The organism is Aquisalimonas sp., assembly GCF_007120195.1.
Taxonomy (GTDB): domain Bacteria; phylum Pseudomonadota; class Gammaproteobacteria; order Nitrococcales; family Aquisalimonadaceae; genus Aquisalimonas.
On sequence record NZ_SKOG01000146.1, the window covers coordinates 13,638 to 29,877 of the forward strand.

The following is a 16,240-nucleotide window of genomic DNA, read 5'->3' on the forward strand; positions in this document are numbered from 1 at the left end:
ACGCCCTATGAGTGATACAGACCAGGAACAACGCTTCTCGCCCATGCTGATCACGCTGTTCAAGGGGGTGCTCTATCAGGATCAGCACCCGCAATACTGGCAGGCGCTGCTGGATTACCAGGCGCGGGTTCGCGATCATGTCGGTGTCCTGGGACTGCAGCTCATTGTCGACGAGGCCGAGGGTTATGCGTTTCTGCGCCACCGCACGCCGCGCGAGGACGAGTCCGAGTTGCCCAGGCTCGTGCCGCGGCGCCAGCTCAGCTATCCGGTGAGCCTGCTGCTCGCGTTGCTGCGCAAGAAGCTCGCAGAGCACGACGCCACGGGCGGCGACCCACGCCTGATCCTCTCCCGCGAGCAGATCCTGGACCTCGTCCGCGTGTTCCTGCCGGAGACGGCTAACGAGGTCAAACGCATCAATCGCGTCGACGCCGATATCAACAAGGTGGTGGAGTACGGTTTTTTGCGTCGGCTGCGCGGCCAGAACCACCAGTTCGAAGTCCGTCGGATCCTCAAAACCTTCGTCGACGCCCAATGGCTGGCTGACTTCGACTCCCGGCTCGAGGAGTACCGCGATCACATCACTGATACAGTGCACGACCCGGAGCAGGAGTAGCCAATGGAAGCCCAGCCCCTGGATTTTGCTGCCAGCAGCGAGCGCACCGGCTTTCGGCTCCAGCGCGTCGAGGTCTATAACTGGGGCACGTTCCACGATCGCGTCTGGAGCTTGAACCCGGGCGGCGACAACAGCCTGCTCACGGGCGATATCGGTTCGGGTAAATCGACCCTGGTGGATGCCATTACCACCCTGCTCGTACCCGCTCAGCGCATCACGTACAACAAGGCAGCCGGGGCCGAGGCAAAGGAGCGCAGCCTGCGCTCCTACGTGCTCGGGTACTACAAGTCACAGCGTGGCGAGACCGATGCCGCCAGCCGCTCCGTGGCGCTGCGCGATCACAACAGCTACTCCGTGATCCTCGCCCAGTTCTACAACGAGGGCTTTGATCTCGACGTCACCCTCGCGCAGGTCTTCTACTTCCGCGAGACCCAGGGCCAACCCGAGCGCTTCTATGTTGTTGCCGACCAGCCGCTCGCGATTACGGAGGACTTCGCCGGCTTCGGCAGCGACCTCGGCGATCTGCGCAAGCGGCTGCGGCGCACGCCGAACGTCGAACTCCACGATACATTCCCGCCCTACGGCGGCGCATTCCGCAGGCGCTTCGGCATCGACAGCGACCAGGCGCTGGAGCTGTTCAACCAGACGGTGTCCATGAAATCCGTGGGCAACCTCACCGATTTCGTGCGCCACCACATGCTCGAAGCGTTCCCTGTGGCTGAGCGTATTCGCGCGTTGATCGATCACTTCGATGACCTCAACCGCGCTCACGAGGCGGTGCTCAAGGCCAAGGAGCAGATCAGCGCCCTCACCCCTCTGATCGAGGATGTCGACGAACACGCCAAGACGGCAGCGGAGGCTGATGAGCGGCGTGGCTGCCGCGAGGCCCTGCGCCCGTGGTTCGCCAGCCTCAAGCGCGAGCTCCTGGATCGCCGCCTGGAACACCTTGGCCAAACCCTCGCGCGGCTGAACCACCGAATCGAGACCCTCGATCAGCAACGCCGCGAACAACGTGCCCTTCGCGACGAGCTCAAGCAGGCCATTGCCGACAATGGCGGTGACCGCATGGAGCGGATCAAGGCCGAGCTTGAACAAAAACGCGGCCAGCGCGATGAGCGCCAGCACAATGCGAGGGCCTATCGCGAGCTCGCGCATGCCCTGGAGCTGCCGGAGGCCAGGGACAGCGACACATTCACGGCCAATCGACGTGCCCTGGATGCGGCGCGTGAGCAGACGGAATCCAGCCGTGGGGCCCTGCAGAACCAGATCACCGAATCGAGCGTCGAACTCCACCAGCTCAAGGAGCAGCACAGGGAACTCGAGACCGAACTGACCTCCCTGCGTGAGCGCCGATCCAATATCCCGGCGGCCATGCTCACCATCCGCGAGCGCCTGTGCGAGGCGCTGGGACTCGCGGCCGACGACATCCCCTTTGTCGGCGAACTCATCCAGGTGCGTGATAACGAGCGCGACTGGGAGGGGGCGATCGAGCGCGTCCTGCACAACTTCGGCCTGTCCCTGCTGGTGCCGGACAGCCAGTACGCGCGCGTGGCTGATTGGGTGGAACGTACCCACCTGCGTGGCCGGCTGGTGTACTTCCGAGTACGTGAGCCGGCTCACGCCTCCGGCACCTCACTGCGCCCGAATTCGTTGGTGCGCAAGGTCGCCATCCGGCCGAACTCCCCTTTCTACGCTTGGCTGGAGCATGAGCTCGCCCGGCGCTTCGACTACGCCTGCTGCGGGGACTTGCAGCAATTCCGCCGCGAAACCCATGCGCTCACCCGTGCCGGACAGATCAAAGCCGGCGGCGAGCGCCACGAAAAGGACGACCGGCACCGCATCGACGACCGCTCCCGCTACGTGCTCGGCTGGAGCAACGAGGCCAAGATCGCCGCACTGGAACACGAGGCCGAAGGGCTCACCCGGCGCATGCACACCATCGCCGAGCAGATCAGCGCATGGCAGCAGCAGGAAAAAGACCTGCAGGAGCGCCGCGACCGCATCCAGGAACTGCGCCTGTACAGCGACTTCCGGCAACTCGACTGGCAACCCCTTGCAGAGGCCATCGAACGCCTGGAGGCCGACTACCGCGCACTCCAGGAAGAGTCTGACACCCTGCGCACGCTGGAGAAGCAGCTCGCCGAACTGGAAGCCGAACAAACCCGGACCGACGACGCCATCACCAAGGCCAACCGCGAGCACAGGAGCGCCGAGGACAAGCGCGCGCAGGCCGAGGCGCAGCGCGAGGAGTGTGACACGCTGCTGAGCGCCACCCCGGAGGAGGCCCAGGCCCGCTACTTCCCGCAGCTCGCCGCGATGCGGGCCGAGGCCCTGGGCGAACAGAGCCTCACCGTGGACGGGTGTGACAACCGCGAGCGTGAGATGCGTGAGTGGCTCCAGCGCCGCATCGACAACCAGGAATCTCACCTGAAGACCGTGCGTGATCGCATCATCAAGCGCATGGAGGCGTTTCACACCGCCTGGCCCCTGGAGACCCAGGAAGTCGATGTCAGCATCGACGCCGCTGGCGACTACCGCACCATGCTCGAGCAGCTGCGCAGCGACGACCTGCCCCGCTTCGAAGAGCGGTTCAAGGAACTGCTCAACGAGAACACCATCCGCGAGGTCGCCGCCTTTCAGAGCGAGCTCCATCGCCAGCGCCAGGCCATCCGCGAGCGCATCGACACCATCAACCGCTCGCTGCACGAGATCGAGTACAACCGCGGCCGCTACATCAAGCTACTCGCCGAGTCCACCCAGGACCCGGAGATTCGCGACTTTCAGCAGGAGCTGCGCGCCTGCACGGAAGGTGCAATCACCGGCTCCGAGGACGCGCAGTACTCCGAGGCCAAGTTTCTGCAGGTCAAGGCCATCATCGAGCGCTTCCGCGGGCGCGAGGGCACCACCGACGCCGACCAGCGCTGGACGCGCAAAGTCACCGACGTGCGCAACTGGTTCGCCTTCTCGGCGTCGGAGCGCTGGCGCGAAGACAACACCGAGTACGAGCACTACGCGGACTCCGGCGGCAAATCCGGCGGCCAGAAGGAAAAGCTCGCCTACACCGTGCTCGCCGCAAGCTTAGCCTACCAGTTCGGTCTGGAATGGGGCGAGACGCGCTCACGGTCGTTTCGCTTCGTGGTCATCGACGAGGCCTTCGGCCGCGGCTCCGACGACTCCGCACGCTACGGCCTGGAGCTCTTTCAGCGGCTCAAGCTGCAACTGCTCATCGTCACCCCATTGCAGAAGATCCACATCATCGAGCCGTTCGTCGCCAGTGTCGGCTTTGTGCACAGCTCCGAAGGCAGCGAATCGCTGCTACGCAACCTGACCATCGAGGAGTACCGCGCGGAGAAGGCGACACGGCAGCAATGGGCGGCGGCGCCGGGGTGACACCCGCCACAGACCCAGGACCGAGGAGCCCCTGATTGGACTGGACCACCCCCGAGGATTTGCGCAAGCAGCTCCAGCGGCTATGGGACAAGGGCAGCTGGCTCTCAGCGCATATAACCGGCGAGACGCTATTTCCCCGGCCGCTGCGGCTGCGCCGGCCCGACTCGCGCGCCGTTGCGGAGCGCTTCAGCGAGGTTCGCGACTGGGTTCGACAGCTGCAAGCCGGCAGCCGGGACGAGCGCGGCTTCGGCTACGTGATCGAGTGGCGCCGCACCAATCACCGCGTCCACGGGGCCAACGATTTGCCCGCGGGCGTCACCATCCCCACCGCGGACGATGGCCTGCGGCTCATTGGGCGCCGGCGCGACGCCCAGCGCTTTTGCGCGCTCGCTGACGAGACCCTCGCCCGCTACCCGGCGTTACAAGACTGGCTGGCCCGCCGCCCGCTGACGCTGCTGGGACACGCCGATGACTGGCCGCGGGTGCTCGCTGTGCTGGAGTACTTCGTCGCCAATCCCCGCCCGGGGATCTACCTTCGGCAACTGGACATCCCTGGTGTTGATACCAAGTTCATCGGCTACCGGCGCAAACTTTTCGCGGAACTGCTCGAGGGCGTCCTGCCCGAACACACCATCGACACCAGTGCCAGCGGCGTCCACGGCTTCGACAGGCGCTATGGGCTGCGTCCGAAGCCACCGCTCATCCGCGCTCGCCTCCTGGACCCGGGACTGTACCTGCACGGGCTGAGCGACATCTCGGTACCACCCGAGGAGTTTGCCGCCTGGTCGCCACCGGTGCAGCGCGTGTTCATCACCGAAAACGAGGTCAACGGTTTAGCCTTTCCCGACTGCCCGGACAGTCTTGTTATCTTCGGTTTGGGCTACGGCCTCGAGCGCCTTGCGGCGGTCGAGTGGCTCCAGCACACGCGGGTGTATTACTGGGGCGACATTGACAGCCACGGCTTCGCGATTCTCAACCGCGTCCGCCACCACCTGCCCCATGCCCGTTCGCTGCTCATGGACCACGCCACACTCGAGGCCCACGAGCCGCTGTGGGGAACGGAGGCCGCGGGCGAATCGTTCCTGGGGGATCTCTCGTTGTTAACGCCAGCAGAGCAGGCCGTATTTCAGGCGCTGCAGTCCCACCGGCCGGGCGAGCGCGTGCGACTGGAGCAGGAACGCATTGGGTACAATTGGGTGCGAGCCGCTGTGCGCGCTGTCCTGCATGACGTCTCCACGGGAGATTAGGGTGCGAGCTCCGCGGGGCGCAGCAGCGGCGCAAGCCGGGAGCAGGGTGTTGATGGACCTGCAGAAGATCCGTAAGACGTTTGATCAGGCGACGTGGCAGCGCGGCGAAGCCCACTTTCGCGAGGGCCGCGTGACGGGTTTCGAGCACCTGGGCGAGGGTCGCGCCCGGGCACAGGTCCAGGCAACCCGCACGCGTGCCTACCGGGTGTTCCTCGAGTGGCCCGCCGGCGCCAATCAGCCCGAAGGCGACTGCGACTGTCCCGCCGAACTCAACTGCGAGCACGCCGTCGCCGCCCTCCTGCGCTGGGTACATGCGCCCGTATCCCCTGGGCCCGCATCGACGCGCGGGCGCGCTGGTCCATCGTCAACCGCGGGCGCGAGAGTGATGGCATCCCCATCGGCTCACGGCGAAGGTAGCGCCTCCCCGCGCCTGCTCTACCTGGTGCACGCGATGGCGAGCGACCCGTCGCTGATGATTGCACTGCACGTGGGAACCCGAAGTAAGCTGCGCTCCGATGGTGGCTATGACCGCCCGCGGCCGTTCCGGATGCGCGAACAGCACTGGCGGCTGCCGCCCCGGTTTATCAGCGATCAGGATCTCGACCGCCTCCACTGGCTCGACAAGGTCGGTTGCCCCTTCGACGGTGGCGGCTCGCCCTGGCTCACAGGCGCGGCGTCGTGCTATCTGATACCTCCCCCGGCGGTAGCGGCCACGCTGGAGACGCTGCTACCCAGCGGTTGCTGCTACTGGGAGCACGCGGATCAGACGCCTCTGCGATGTGGCCCGGCGCGGCCGGGCGAGCTGCACTGGCGACTCCGCGATGACGCCCGGCAACGCCTGGAGCTGCGCACCGAGCCGCCGAGCGATGACGTTTTGCCATCCGCCGCACCCTGGTATCGCGACGGCGCAGTGGTCGGCCCGGTGGACGCCGATCCATCGGCGCCCGTCGCGCGTGCACTGAACACCGGCGCCTGGATGGAGCCCGAGGAGGCGGAACAGGCCGTGGCCGCCCTGGCTGCAGCCACGCCCCGTGAGGATATTCCTCCACCCCACAGGCTCAGAACGCGGATGTGCTCCACTCCACCGGTGCCCGTGCTCCGTCTTGTATGCCGCAGCGCCCTGGCCCCGGAGTTGCCTGGCCACCGCGTGGATTCCGGCTCCCTTCTGGTCGCGGAGCTCGCCTTCGACTATGGGGAAGAAGGTCAGCGGGTGCGCATCGGCGCCGATGCTCCGCACACCCTGATCGACCGTCTGGTCGCCGGCGAGCGGCTGCGCGTGCGGCGCGACACCCTGGGCGAGGCGGACTACGCCCAGCGTCTGGACGGCTGTCACCGCCTGCCTGCGGCCGGCGAGCTACCGCTCACCGGTGACGATGATGCCACCGCGGCGAGCCCGGAGGCCCCGCGCCTGTATTCCGCGGGCCGCACCGCCGACGAGTGGGTCGCATTTGTCTTCGCCGTGGTACCCGAACTGGTCGCGGCGGGGTGGCGCGTGGAGACGAGCGCGGACTTCCCCTACAAGCCGGTAATCGCCGAGGGCTGGGATGCCGAAGTCACCCCCGACGCCGGTGACGGCTGGTTCGGGCTGGGTCTTGGGGTAACGGTGGATGGCGAGCGTATCGAGCTGCTGCCCCTGCTCGTCTCCGCGCTGCGGGAATTACCGGCCGAGGCACACGAGGCGCTGCGTGACGAGGAGCGCTGGAGCCGGGGGCATGTGCCAGTCCCGCTGCCGGACGGTCGGCTGTTGGCGATGCCGGGCACGCGCTTGCAACCGCTGCTGACCGCGCTGATCGAGCTCTTTGACCGGGAGCCGGCGCTGGACCGCCGCGGGCGGCTCCCGGTGAGCGCCATGGACGCCCACCGCCTGCTGGAACTCGCCGAGACGGGTTGGCCGTGGAACGGCCCCGAGGGCCTGAAGCGCCTTGGGGAGCGTCTGCGTGAAGGCCTGGAGACAGTGCCCGCGCCGGCGTCCTTGCGTGCGCAGCTGCGAGCGTACCAGCACACTGGCCTTTGCTGGCTGCAACTGCTGCACTCCGAGGGCTTTGGCGGCGTACTCGCCGATGACATGGGCCTGGGCAAGACCGTGCAGACTCTGGCCCATGTGCTTGCCGAGAAGGAGGCCGGCCGGCTTGAGCGGCCATGCCTGGTGGTCGCACCCACGAGCCTGTTGTTTACCTGGATGCGCGAGGCGCAGCGCTTTGCGCCGGGGCTGCAGGTGCAGCTGCTGCACGGGGCGCAGCGCCGCCTGGATGCGCTCGACACAGCCGAGCTCGTGGTGACGAGCTATGGCGTGCTGCGCAGCGATATCGCGACACTCGCCGACAAGACCTGGCATGTGGCGATCCTCGACGAAGCGCAACACATCAAGAACCCCCGCTCCAACACGGCGCGCGCCGCGCGCCGCCTGCGCGCGCAACAGCGCTTATGCCTCACAGGTACACCGCTGGAAAACCACCTGGGCGAACTGTGGAGCCTGTTCCACTTCCTGATGCCCGGCTTCCTGGGCGATGATGCCGCTTTCCGGCGCCGCTATCGCCGCCCCATCGAAGAGTTCGGGGACGAGACCCGGCGAGAGCAGCTCGCGCGGCGCGTGCGTCCCTTCTTGCTGCGCCGGACCAAGGCCGCCGTGGCCCCGGAGCTGCCCGCCAAAACCGAGATCCAGCACCTGGTCGAGATGGGCGAGGCCCAGCGCGATCTCTACGAGGGGATCCGCCTGTCCGTACACCGGGAACTCGAACGCGTAATGGCGACGAAGGGACTGGAGCGCTCGCGCATCGAACTCCTCGACGCGCTGCTCAAGCTGCGCCAGGTCTGCTGCGACCCGCGCCTGGTCCGCGCGGATGCGGACATCGCCGGGGCACGGACCGCCAGCGGGCGAGTTCCTTCGGCCAAGCTCCAGGCGCTGTGCGATCTCCTGCCGGCACTGATCGAGGACGGCCGCCGGGTGCTGGTGTTCTCGCAGTTCACCAGCATGCTGCGCCTCATCGAAGCGCGCCTGGTCCGACTTGGGCTCGACTGGGTGAAACTCACCGGGCGCACCCGGGATCGCGCTGCGGTGGTCGACCGATTTCAGGCGGGCGCGGTGCCGCTCATGCTCATCTCACTCAAGGCCGGCGGCACGGGGCTCACCCTCACCGCCGCGGACACCGTCATCCACTACGATCCGTGGTGGAACCCGGCGGTCGAGGCGCAGGCAACGGATCGCGCACACCGCATCGGTCAGGACAAACCCGTGTTCGTCTACCGCCTGATTTGCAAGGACACCGTCGAGGAGCGCATCCAGCAACTCCAGGCCCACAAGGCAACCCTCGCCGAGGGGATCTACCATCGAGGGGCAAGCGACACACAGGAGGCGGTGGCGGGGCTGGGGATGTTCTCCGCATTGGATCTCCGGGCGCTGGTGGAAGGCGGGGAACTGCCCTCTTCCGGGGGCTGACGAGCAAGCGATTGGGGATACGCCGAGGGTACAAGGGGCACGGACATGGACGAGCAGGGCATTGTCGCATTGGTCGATGAGATCCTCATGGAACAGGGCGAGTACGCCCCGACCGAGCTGTTGCTCCGGCTGGGACGACTGGCCTACAGCGACTACGAGGCGTGGCGTCAGAACACGGTGCCCAGCCTGGAGCAGGCACTGCAGGGAAGCCCCCGGCGCATCCGGCAGGCGCTCAATCGCGCCGCCGCGCATTGTCAACGCCTGCGTCTCGACGCCCACACTCTGAGTTACCACCCCTGGGGCGCCGCGGAGGGGTTGGAACCGCTTCGACTCGCAGAAGACGACGACCTCGGGCGGCTCTTGGCCACGGCTTACCGCCCGGCCGCCGAGCGTCTCCAGATGGACCTGTTCCTGGATACCCGGGCCACGGTGCTGGAAAACCGCCTGCGCGAGGCGCTCGTCGCGGGTGAACCAGACGAGGCGCAGGTGGCACTCGCGCTGCTCACAGACCAACAACCCGACCACCCGCACCTCGGGGCCTTCGAATCGCTGGTCAACGGCCTGCGCTTACCGGAGGCCCCCCCGGGGTCGGCGGCGCAGTACCTGGCGTTTGTCGTCGATGCCCTGGAGCCCGCGGCGAGTGAACGCCTCGGCGCGGACGCCAGGGATTATCTCGCCCGGCACTGGCAAACCATGAGTCGGATGCTGGAGCGCCACCCCTTCGACCCCACCACGCCACGCCTGCACCGAAGCTACACCGCCGCGCGACTTGGCTACTGGCAGGACGTACGCGCCGCGATCGAGGGCGAGCAGGGCTGGTGGCATCACCCGATGCTCATTAAAAGGCTGTGGCACGCCGCCGAGTGCCTTGGCGACGCCCGATTGGCATTCGAGTGCTGCTGCCGGCTGTGCTGGGAGCACGCCGAATACGCCCCCGGCGCGCTGCGTAACAGCCTGACCCTGGCAAGGGACTACCGGCTGTTCAACGAACGCGACGAGCCCCTGGCAACACCCGACTTTCCCGCCTGGTTTGCGCTGCGACGCCGGCAGCCACTCCCGGACGTGGCACCGGCAGACACCGAAGCGGCTACCACCGCCGCCGTTGTCAACGCCCTTGTTGCCGCGGCCACCCGCAACCCCCGGGGCCCGGATGAGATCGAACAGCGCCGCGCGCTCAAGGCCGCCCACCCGGCACTATTCGCCGAATACCTGCAGGGCCTCGGCCCGGGGTGAGATATTGTGCGCCTGCGGCGCAATCGGTCCGACGGTGCATTACGCCTACGGCTAATGCCCCCTACGCCACAAACCAACCCGCGACATCCATCGAAGGAAGTAGGGTGGATTAGCGCAGCGTAATCCACCGTCAAACAAAATGCGGCCCGATGCAGATCGCCGCCAGGCAGCCGCCCAATGTCACCTCGACGGGCTAGACCACCCGTCATCATCGTCGCTCGCCAGTGGAAGCTGTTGCGCTAAGGCCTCGCCAGAGTCAGCGCCTTCGCCTCCCAGGGTATAGCCCATGGCCCGATAGGCCCGCAGCCGCTTGTCGAACATGCGGGCAAGCATACCGACCTGGCGGTCCACGTAGTCATAGATACGCACCTCGCGCTTGCCGCCGTGGCGGCGGTGCAACCGCCCCGCATACTGGGTCACGGTGCCCTTCCAGGCCACGGGGAGGGCAAGGAAGAGCGTATCGAGTCGAGGATCATCGAATCCTTCGCCGATGTATTTGCCTGTCGCCAGAACAAGGCGCTCCTCTTCAGCCGGGATCGCCGCAATCTGCTCTTCCAACGCCCGACGCTTTCTCACGCCCACCCCGCCTTGCAAAACCACAAGGTGGCGCACGAAGCCAGAGAGTCGGTCTGCGAGGAAGGCAAGATGCTCCTTACGCTCCGTTAGCACCAGCGGGCTCCGACCTTCCTCAATCGCGGCGATCACATCATTGAGGATCAGTGCATTGCGCTGTTCATCCGCAGCCAGTGACGCATACACGCTCTGAATGGCTCCAGTCTGTTCGCCATGCGGAAGACGAAAGGCGGTCTCGCGGGCGACCAGGCGATGCCGAAACGGCCGATGGGATGACTCGGCCCGCGCGTCAACGGTAAACCGGCATGGACCGAGCTGCATCTCCAGGATGGGGTGGAGCCCATCGCGACGTCGCGGTGTTGCCGTGAGTCCCGTGATATACCGCGTTCGGCACTCGGCGATGACGCGCTCGAAGGAGAACGCCGGAATATGGTGGCACTCGTCGACAATGACGTGACCATAGCCGGCAACGAGATCCGAGACCCGGCCCAGGCGAACCAGGCTCTGAATCGTGGCCACATCAACACGGCCATTCGGCCGGTTTATTCCAGCACCGATACGGCCAATCTCCGCTTCCCGAAGCCCCAGAAACAGGGCGAGCTGGGCAGTCCACTGATCCATCAGGGGCCGCCGGTGCACCAGCACCAGCGCATTGCGTTGCCGCCTCGCGACCAGGTAGGCACCAAGCACAGTCTTGCCAAACCCCGGCGGTGCCACCAGCACCCCGTTATCCTCGCGCATGAGGGTGTTCGCCGCATCCGTCTGCAACGCGGTCAGCTCTCCGGCAAAGGAAAAATCCACGGGTTCGCCGCTGTCACGCTCGTCCATCAGATCGAGCTTGATCCAGTGCTGGTCAAGCAAGGCCTGGAGCTTTGCCAGGCATCCTCTCGGGATGGCCAGATGGCGGCCGTAGTCTTCATCCCGCGCAATGACTCGCGGCGTACGCGCAGTCGCCAGGCGCATCCGTTCCCTCTTGTAGAATTCCGGGTTCTGAAATGCGGCGAGGTTTCTGATGCGGCCGACCAACGCCGAGGAGACGCCGCTCGTGTCGATGAACAGCTTCTGCGCCAACACAGCGTGGATGCTTTCAGGCCGTTTGCCTGTAACGGTCCCCGCCGGCACTTCACCGGCGGGTGGATCGCGCCACGGCGCTTCTTCTACATCCCTTCCACTTCCCGGGCGAACACCCGGGACACGCCGCCGCAGCGTTGCCTCCCTCGCCATTTCCTTGGCTTGCTGCTCCGTGACACGGGGCAAGGCCGCCAGATAACGCCACTGGGCCACGTAAGGTTCGAAATGCTCATCGACAAACAGCGTATTTCCCCATTGCCGCGCATGGTACTGGAGCGGCAATGCGATCAGATTGCCAAAACCGCCCGGCGGCAACACCTCCTGGTTGGGAAACAGGCGATCGTAGGATTGCAGACCCGAACGCGGCCTCCGGGGTGTCGTTTCCATCAGGAGATAGCAGCCCATCTGCCTTGCCAGCACAGCGGGGACGGCGCGCTCAAAGAAGAACCACGCATGGGCCCCGTCACCCGACTGCGAGCGCTCCACCGCGCAAGGCGTTCCGACCGCGGCACACCCCTCCCTGAAAGCGGCGACATCCTCCTGCCAGGACGACTTATCGAAGTCCACGGCCAGCAACCAGCAGGTCTCGTCTTCGAGCAGCGGGTAGACGCCCATCACGTGGCGCCCCTGGAGGTGGCCGAGCAGTGCGCGATCATCAACGGGAACAAACGCCTGGTTTGGGCACTCAGCGCATTTGACCTCCGGCAAACCGCAGACACCCGGCACGAACTTGTTAGAACATGCGGGGGCATAGCCCGGTTTTCCCGTCCTCTTGCTGAAAAATCTCACCGGGAAAACATCTTTACGACCGCGGAACCGATCGCCGAAGAGCGCCAGTTTGGCCTGCGGTGTCTCGGGGGCCAAAGGCTCGCCCTGGGTCGTGCCGCCGGCATGTTCCATGGCGGTCACACCAACAGAGTGATCGAGCTGCGCCCTCAGGTCTGCAAGGTGCTGAGACAAGCGCCGGCGTGCCTCGTCCAGTTCCGCCAGCCTTTCCTCTTCCCGCTCGATTACGGCTCGTAAGCCTTGCTGATCATCGCGATCGCCGGTCATCGATGGAATCTCAACTGCGCCCCACCTGGCAGCGCCGCGGCGCCTCTTCTCAGCATAGCTCCTCGTACGAGGTCGCCGGGTTGAAACGGTCCACCAGCAAGGTATGGTGCGCCTGCGGCGCAATCGTTCCGACGGTGCATTACGCCTGCGGCTAATGCACCCTACGCCACAAACCAACCGTTGACATTGATCGAAAGGCGTAGGGTGGATTAGCGCAGCGTAATCCACCGTCAATTCAACCGCGCCGCAGGCGCACAATGTTCAACCCTCATCCCTCACGCCCAAGGTCCTGGCACCGATGCGGTGGCATCAACCACGGCACAAGAAAGCCGGGTTTCTACTAATGGAAGACGTCCTTCACGCCGCTCAGACTGTTGACAATGGCGGAGGGTACCCCAGCCCCGAGGATGCCAAAATCGATCGACACGGCCCGAACGAGAACGGGACGGAGGTGGACCATGAGGAACATGTTCACAATTGTGCTCGGCGCGCTATTCCTGACAGGCTGCGCCGGAACCGGATCCATTCCGGACACTATCCGTGAGGCACCGCCCCAGGAGGTCACCTTCGAGGACGTCCGCGATGATGCGGATCGCGCGCGCGGAGAAAAAGCGCGCTGGGGTGGCCAGATCGCCGGTATCGAGCACGGACCGACCTACACCCGAGTGGAAATCGTCACACGGCCCCTGGAGCGCCGTGGAAGACCCGAGACAGACGGCGACGAGACGTTCGGGCGGTTCATCGCGCGTGTCGACTCATTCCTAGAGCCGGATATCTACACCAGAGGACGTCCCATTACCGTAACGGGTACGGTGGAGGGCGTTGAGAGCGGCCTCATAGGCGATTTCGAATACCCGTTCCCCGTTATACGCGCGTTCGACCATCACCTCTGGGAAACCGCCCGTCAGAGCCGACAGCGTGAACGGGCGAACCGCTCCACCCACCTGCGCCACCGCCATGGCTTCCACTCCGGGCGCCATTTACGTGGTCATCGCGCCGGTTTTCACGGCCATGGTCGTTTCGGACGGCGTTGGTAACGTCCCCCCGCTGTCACGGTAGCAACGGGCTTCCATTTTGCGAACGCGATCTCCCCAGGCGCCATGACACCGGCGTCGGGGAGAGTCGCGGATTCACCGAAGCCGTCATTTCCTGTTACCCAGCAGCCGGTAGCCCAAAAAAAAACGCCCCGGCCACCCACTCAGGGACGGGGCGTTACCCAACACACAGGGGCTCACGCGAGCACGGCCTTCGCCGCCACCCGCGATGCGCGTCAGAACCTATCCCGCAAGCCTTCGACGGCATCCTCCAGCGCGCCCCCGACGTCTTCACCGAGGTCATCGATCGTCTCCCGAAGCCGATCGGAGCCTTCCTCGATCAGCTCGGGGGCCCTATCGGCAATCCGCTCCAGCAAGGCTTCGGCGCCGTCGCCGGTGACGTCAATCACCCTAGCGACACCCTCGCCAGCGTAATCGAAGCTCGCGGCGCCGGCCGCTGTCAGACGGCCAACCGCATCCGTGAGCTGCTCGGTGATCTGCGACGGCAGGGCACCGTCAGCCTGCTCGACGACGGCCTTGAGAACGGCCTCGATGACCACGCCTGACAACTGCGCGATCAGCTCGCCCGTCTCCGCCTCGGTGCTGATATCGGTCACTTCGATGTCGTCCAGTTGCAGGTTGACGCCCACGCGCTCGCCAGCAATCTCGGCATCGGCATTCACCTGCACGTTAGACAGAGTCAAGCGCTCGATCAGCACCGCCTGGCCATCCTCAACAGGCGCTTCATCATCGACGACGTCCGGGTCCTCGTCGGGCTGCAATCGCTGAATGTTCTCGACGATGGCCTGCACGTTGTTGTTGGCGCCGCGCTGCTCCAGGTTAAGCGCCAGGCCGTCAAGCTCGATATGCGAGATGCGCACCTCGTCGCCAATCAGCGAGCGGAGGTCGATATCCACGTCCGTGTCGTCGAGGTCGAGGAAATCGTCGGCGTCGAAGCCCTCCGGGTTGCCGACCGTCAACGCCGACAGCGACGCCTGCCCCTCGAACAGCCCGATGGAGGCCTCCTCCAGCGTCACCTCGGTACCGGTCGCATGGCTCCCGCCGCGCTCCACGGCCATGCGCAGCAAGGTGTCGGCGAAGAGAATGCCCACCCCTAGCGCCACCAGCGCGAGGATGACCAAGCCGACGATCAGGTTTAATACCAGTCGCATGATTACTCCGATTAGCAAACGTCAACATTATGATGGTGACTCCACGCAACACCATCGGCTCTGTAAGACAGCTTCTCCGCTATTTGATCCATAGCCAGACCACATGCCCATCGCGGCTCAATCCGCCCTCACAACGAAACGCTATTACGCTTTGGCCTCTCGAATAAGGCGCCCGCACCACGCCTGCCCTGGGGCGCTCTCCAGCGTTTCACGGATCTCACAATGAGGACTGTGATCGTAACACGGGCCTAACCGTCGACCGCACTCACACGCCGATAGGCCCACACCACGCTGTAGCCCACCACGGCGGCGTTAAACACCAGGTAGAACGCAAGCCACAGGCTTGGTACGGCGAGGATTGCTATCGGGAGGACAGAAGGAAAGGCCGCGCTGTTAACCGCCGCTGCCCAGTATTTCGGCCCGCGCCGCTGCTCACCCAGCACATTGGCCCGGTCGCCAGCATTACCGACGAGTTGGGAGGCATGGTCCGTCAGCACACGCCGGGTCAGCCGCAGGCACGCAATCGAGAACCCGGCCACGAGCAGCCACATGGGAGGTACACCCCATGTCTGGGAGGCCACGTCCCCACCGCTGAAGTACAACCCGGTGCCGATTGCGATCGGCAGCAAGGCGCCCGAGACCGCATTCAGGCTGCAATCCGCGAATTCTCCCGCCTTGGTCGATCGCCCAGACAGCCGGGCCAGGTTGCCGTCGATGACGTCAAGGAACAGATAGACATTGATCAGCACACCACCAAGGACCCACGCCCACCAGGGGCTCGGCCAAGCTGAGCCAAGCGCGAGGAGGCCGAGTATAAGTATCACCCCGCTCCAGAAAGTGCACGCCATGGGCGTGACGCCCCAACGGTGGAGGACGAGGGTGGGTTTCCAAGAGATCGGGCGAAACACCAGGTAGATAAACGGATGTACCGTTTGGTCATCCTGGCGCTTTTGCTCCGGATAGATCGATGCCTTCAAGGCTTGGAGGTCAATCAATTCAGGACCCTTGCAAGAGTTCATCCCGCACTTCGAAAGGCCGCCGATGCCGTATTGCTCCATCATCGCTCCAGTAAGACCAGCAATCGACCGGCTGCCGCCAGTCACCATAGCGGTAGGCCAAGTAGGCCTCGACCTGGCACGGCACGGGATAGTCCCGGTCGCCAATGCGACGCGTCGTCACCGGCAACACCAGGGACTTGGGCAACACCCAGGTCAACGGGACGTACACTTCGCGCAGCGGCCACAACTCAGCCAATCGGCCACGATCCACGCGGTGATAACACCAACGCAGCAGCCGAGAGAACGCTGTCGCCTTCTCCGGCGCTCGATAGCCACCGCCTTGCTGCGGCACCTTCTCAGGCGAAGGACCGCGGTTTACAGCATAAAGCCGGCGCTCGACAAACCGCCGCAGCCACTCAC

At 65.3% G+C, this 16,240-nt stretch carries 10 protein-coding genes; 6 read left to right on the forward strand and 4 right to left on the reverse strand.

Annotation, left to right across the window (positions count from 1 at the left end; all coding sequences use genetic code 11):
- Nucleotides 1–7 precede the first annotated feature (7 nt).
- From QZT63_RS11000 to QZT63_RS11020, 5 genes are read left to right on the forward strand one after another with little or no spacing between them, the layout of a single operon-like run.
- Nucleotides 8–613: a DUF4194 domain-containing protein gene (locus QZT63_RS11000; protein ID WP_290651148.1), complete on the forward strand. Its 606-nt coding sequence runs from the start codon at nt 8–10 to the stop codon at nt 611–613.
- A gap of 3 nt (nt 614–616) precedes the next feature.
- Nucleotides 617–4,003, forward strand: coding sequence for an ATP-binding protein (locus QZT63_RS11005; RefSeq protein WP_290651150.1), 3,387 nt, complete (start codon nt 617–619; stop codon nt 4,001–4,003).
- A gap of 35 nt (nt 4,004–4,038) precedes the next feature.
- A complete protein-coding gene (locus QZT63_RS11010; RefSeq protein WP_290651152.1) occupies nt 4,039–5,250 on the forward strand; it encodes a DUF3322 domain-containing protein in 1,212 nt (403 codons plus the stop codon).
- Between the two features lie 52 nt (nt 5,251–5,302).
- Nucleotides 5,303–8,686: a DEAD/DEAH box helicase gene (locus QZT63_RS11015; RefSeq protein ID WP_290651153.1), complete on the forward strand. Its 3,384-nt coding sequence runs from the start codon at nt 5,303–5,305 to the stop codon at nt 8,684–8,686.
- Nucleotides 8,687–8,731: 45 nt separating this feature from the next.
- Nucleotides 8,732–9,919, forward strand: a complete 1,188-nt coding sequence (locus tag QZT63_RS11020) for a hypothetical protein (protein WP_290651155.1) — start codon at nt 8,732–8,734, stop codon at nt 9,917–9,919.
- A gap of 180 nt (nt 9,920–10,099) precedes the next feature.
- Here the strand turns inward: QZT63_RS11020 and QZT63_RS11025 are convergent, their stop codons facing one another.
- Nucleotides 10,100–12,616 (reverse strand): DEAD/DEAH box helicase, encoded by a 2,517-nt coding sequence (locus tag QZT63_RS11025; RefSeq protein WP_290651157.1) that lies wholly within the window; start codon nt 12,614–12,616, stop codon nt 10,100–10,102.
- 458 nt (nt 12,617–13,074) lie between these two features.
- On the opposite strand from QZT63_RS11025, the gene QZT63_RS11030 reads away from it, so the two are divergent.
- Nucleotides 13,075–13,653 (forward strand): Slp family lipoprotein, encoded by a 579-nt coding sequence (locus tag QZT63_RS11030; protein WP_290651159.1) that lies wholly within the window; start codon nt 13,075–13,077, stop codon nt 13,651–13,653.
- Between the two features lie 233 nt (nt 13,654–13,886).
- Here the strand turns inward: QZT63_RS11030 and QZT63_RS11035 are convergent, their stop codons facing one another.
- From QZT63_RS11035 to QZT63_RS11045, 3 genes are all read right to left on the reverse strand, one after another.
- A complete protein-coding gene (locus tag QZT63_RS11035; RefSeq protein WP_290651160.1) occupies nt 13,887–14,822 on the reverse strand; it encodes an AsmA family protein in 936 nt (311 codons plus the stop codon).
- Between the two features lie 248 nt (nt 14,823–15,070).
- Nucleotides 15,071–15,817, reverse strand: a complete 747-nt coding sequence (locus QZT63_RS11040; protein WP_290651162.1) for a CDP-alcohol phosphatidyltransferase family protein — start codon at nt 15,815–15,817, stop codon at nt 15,071–15,073.
- A gap of 1 nt (nt 15,818) precedes the next feature.
- The coding region (locus tag QZT63_RS11045) for a hypothetical protein (RefSeq protein ID WP_290651163.1) at nt 15,819–16,240 on the reverse strand (422 nt) is incomplete at its 5' end.

Coding starts and splice junctions, on each gene's coding strand:
- QZT63_RS11000 (WP_290651148.1), top strand. CDS start 8: ATGAGTGATACAGACCAGGAACAACGCTTCTCGCCCATGCTGATCACG.
- QZT63_RS11005 (WP_290651150.1), top strand. CDS start 617: ATGGAAGCCCAGCCCCTGGATTTTGCTGCCAGCAGCGAGCGCACCGGC.
- QZT63_RS11015 (WP_290651153.1), top strand. CDS start 5,303: ATGGACCTGCAGAAGATCCGTAAGACGTTTGATCAGGCGACGTGGCAG.
- QZT63_RS11020 (WP_290651155.1), top strand. CDS start 8,732: ATGGACGAGCAGGGCATTGTCGCATTGGTCGATGAGATCCTCATGGAA.
- QZT63_RS11025 (WP_290651157.1), bottom strand. CDS start 12,616: ATGACCGGCGATCGCGATGATCAGCAAGGCTTACGAGCCGTAATCGAG.
- QZT63_RS11030 (WP_290651159.1), top strand. CDS start 13,075: ATGAGGAACATGTTCACAATTGTGCTCGGCGCGCTATTCCTGACAGGC.
- QZT63_RS11035 (WP_290651160.1), bottom strand. CDS start 14,822: ATGCGACTGGTATTAAACCTGATCGTCGGCTTGGTCATCCTCGCGCTG.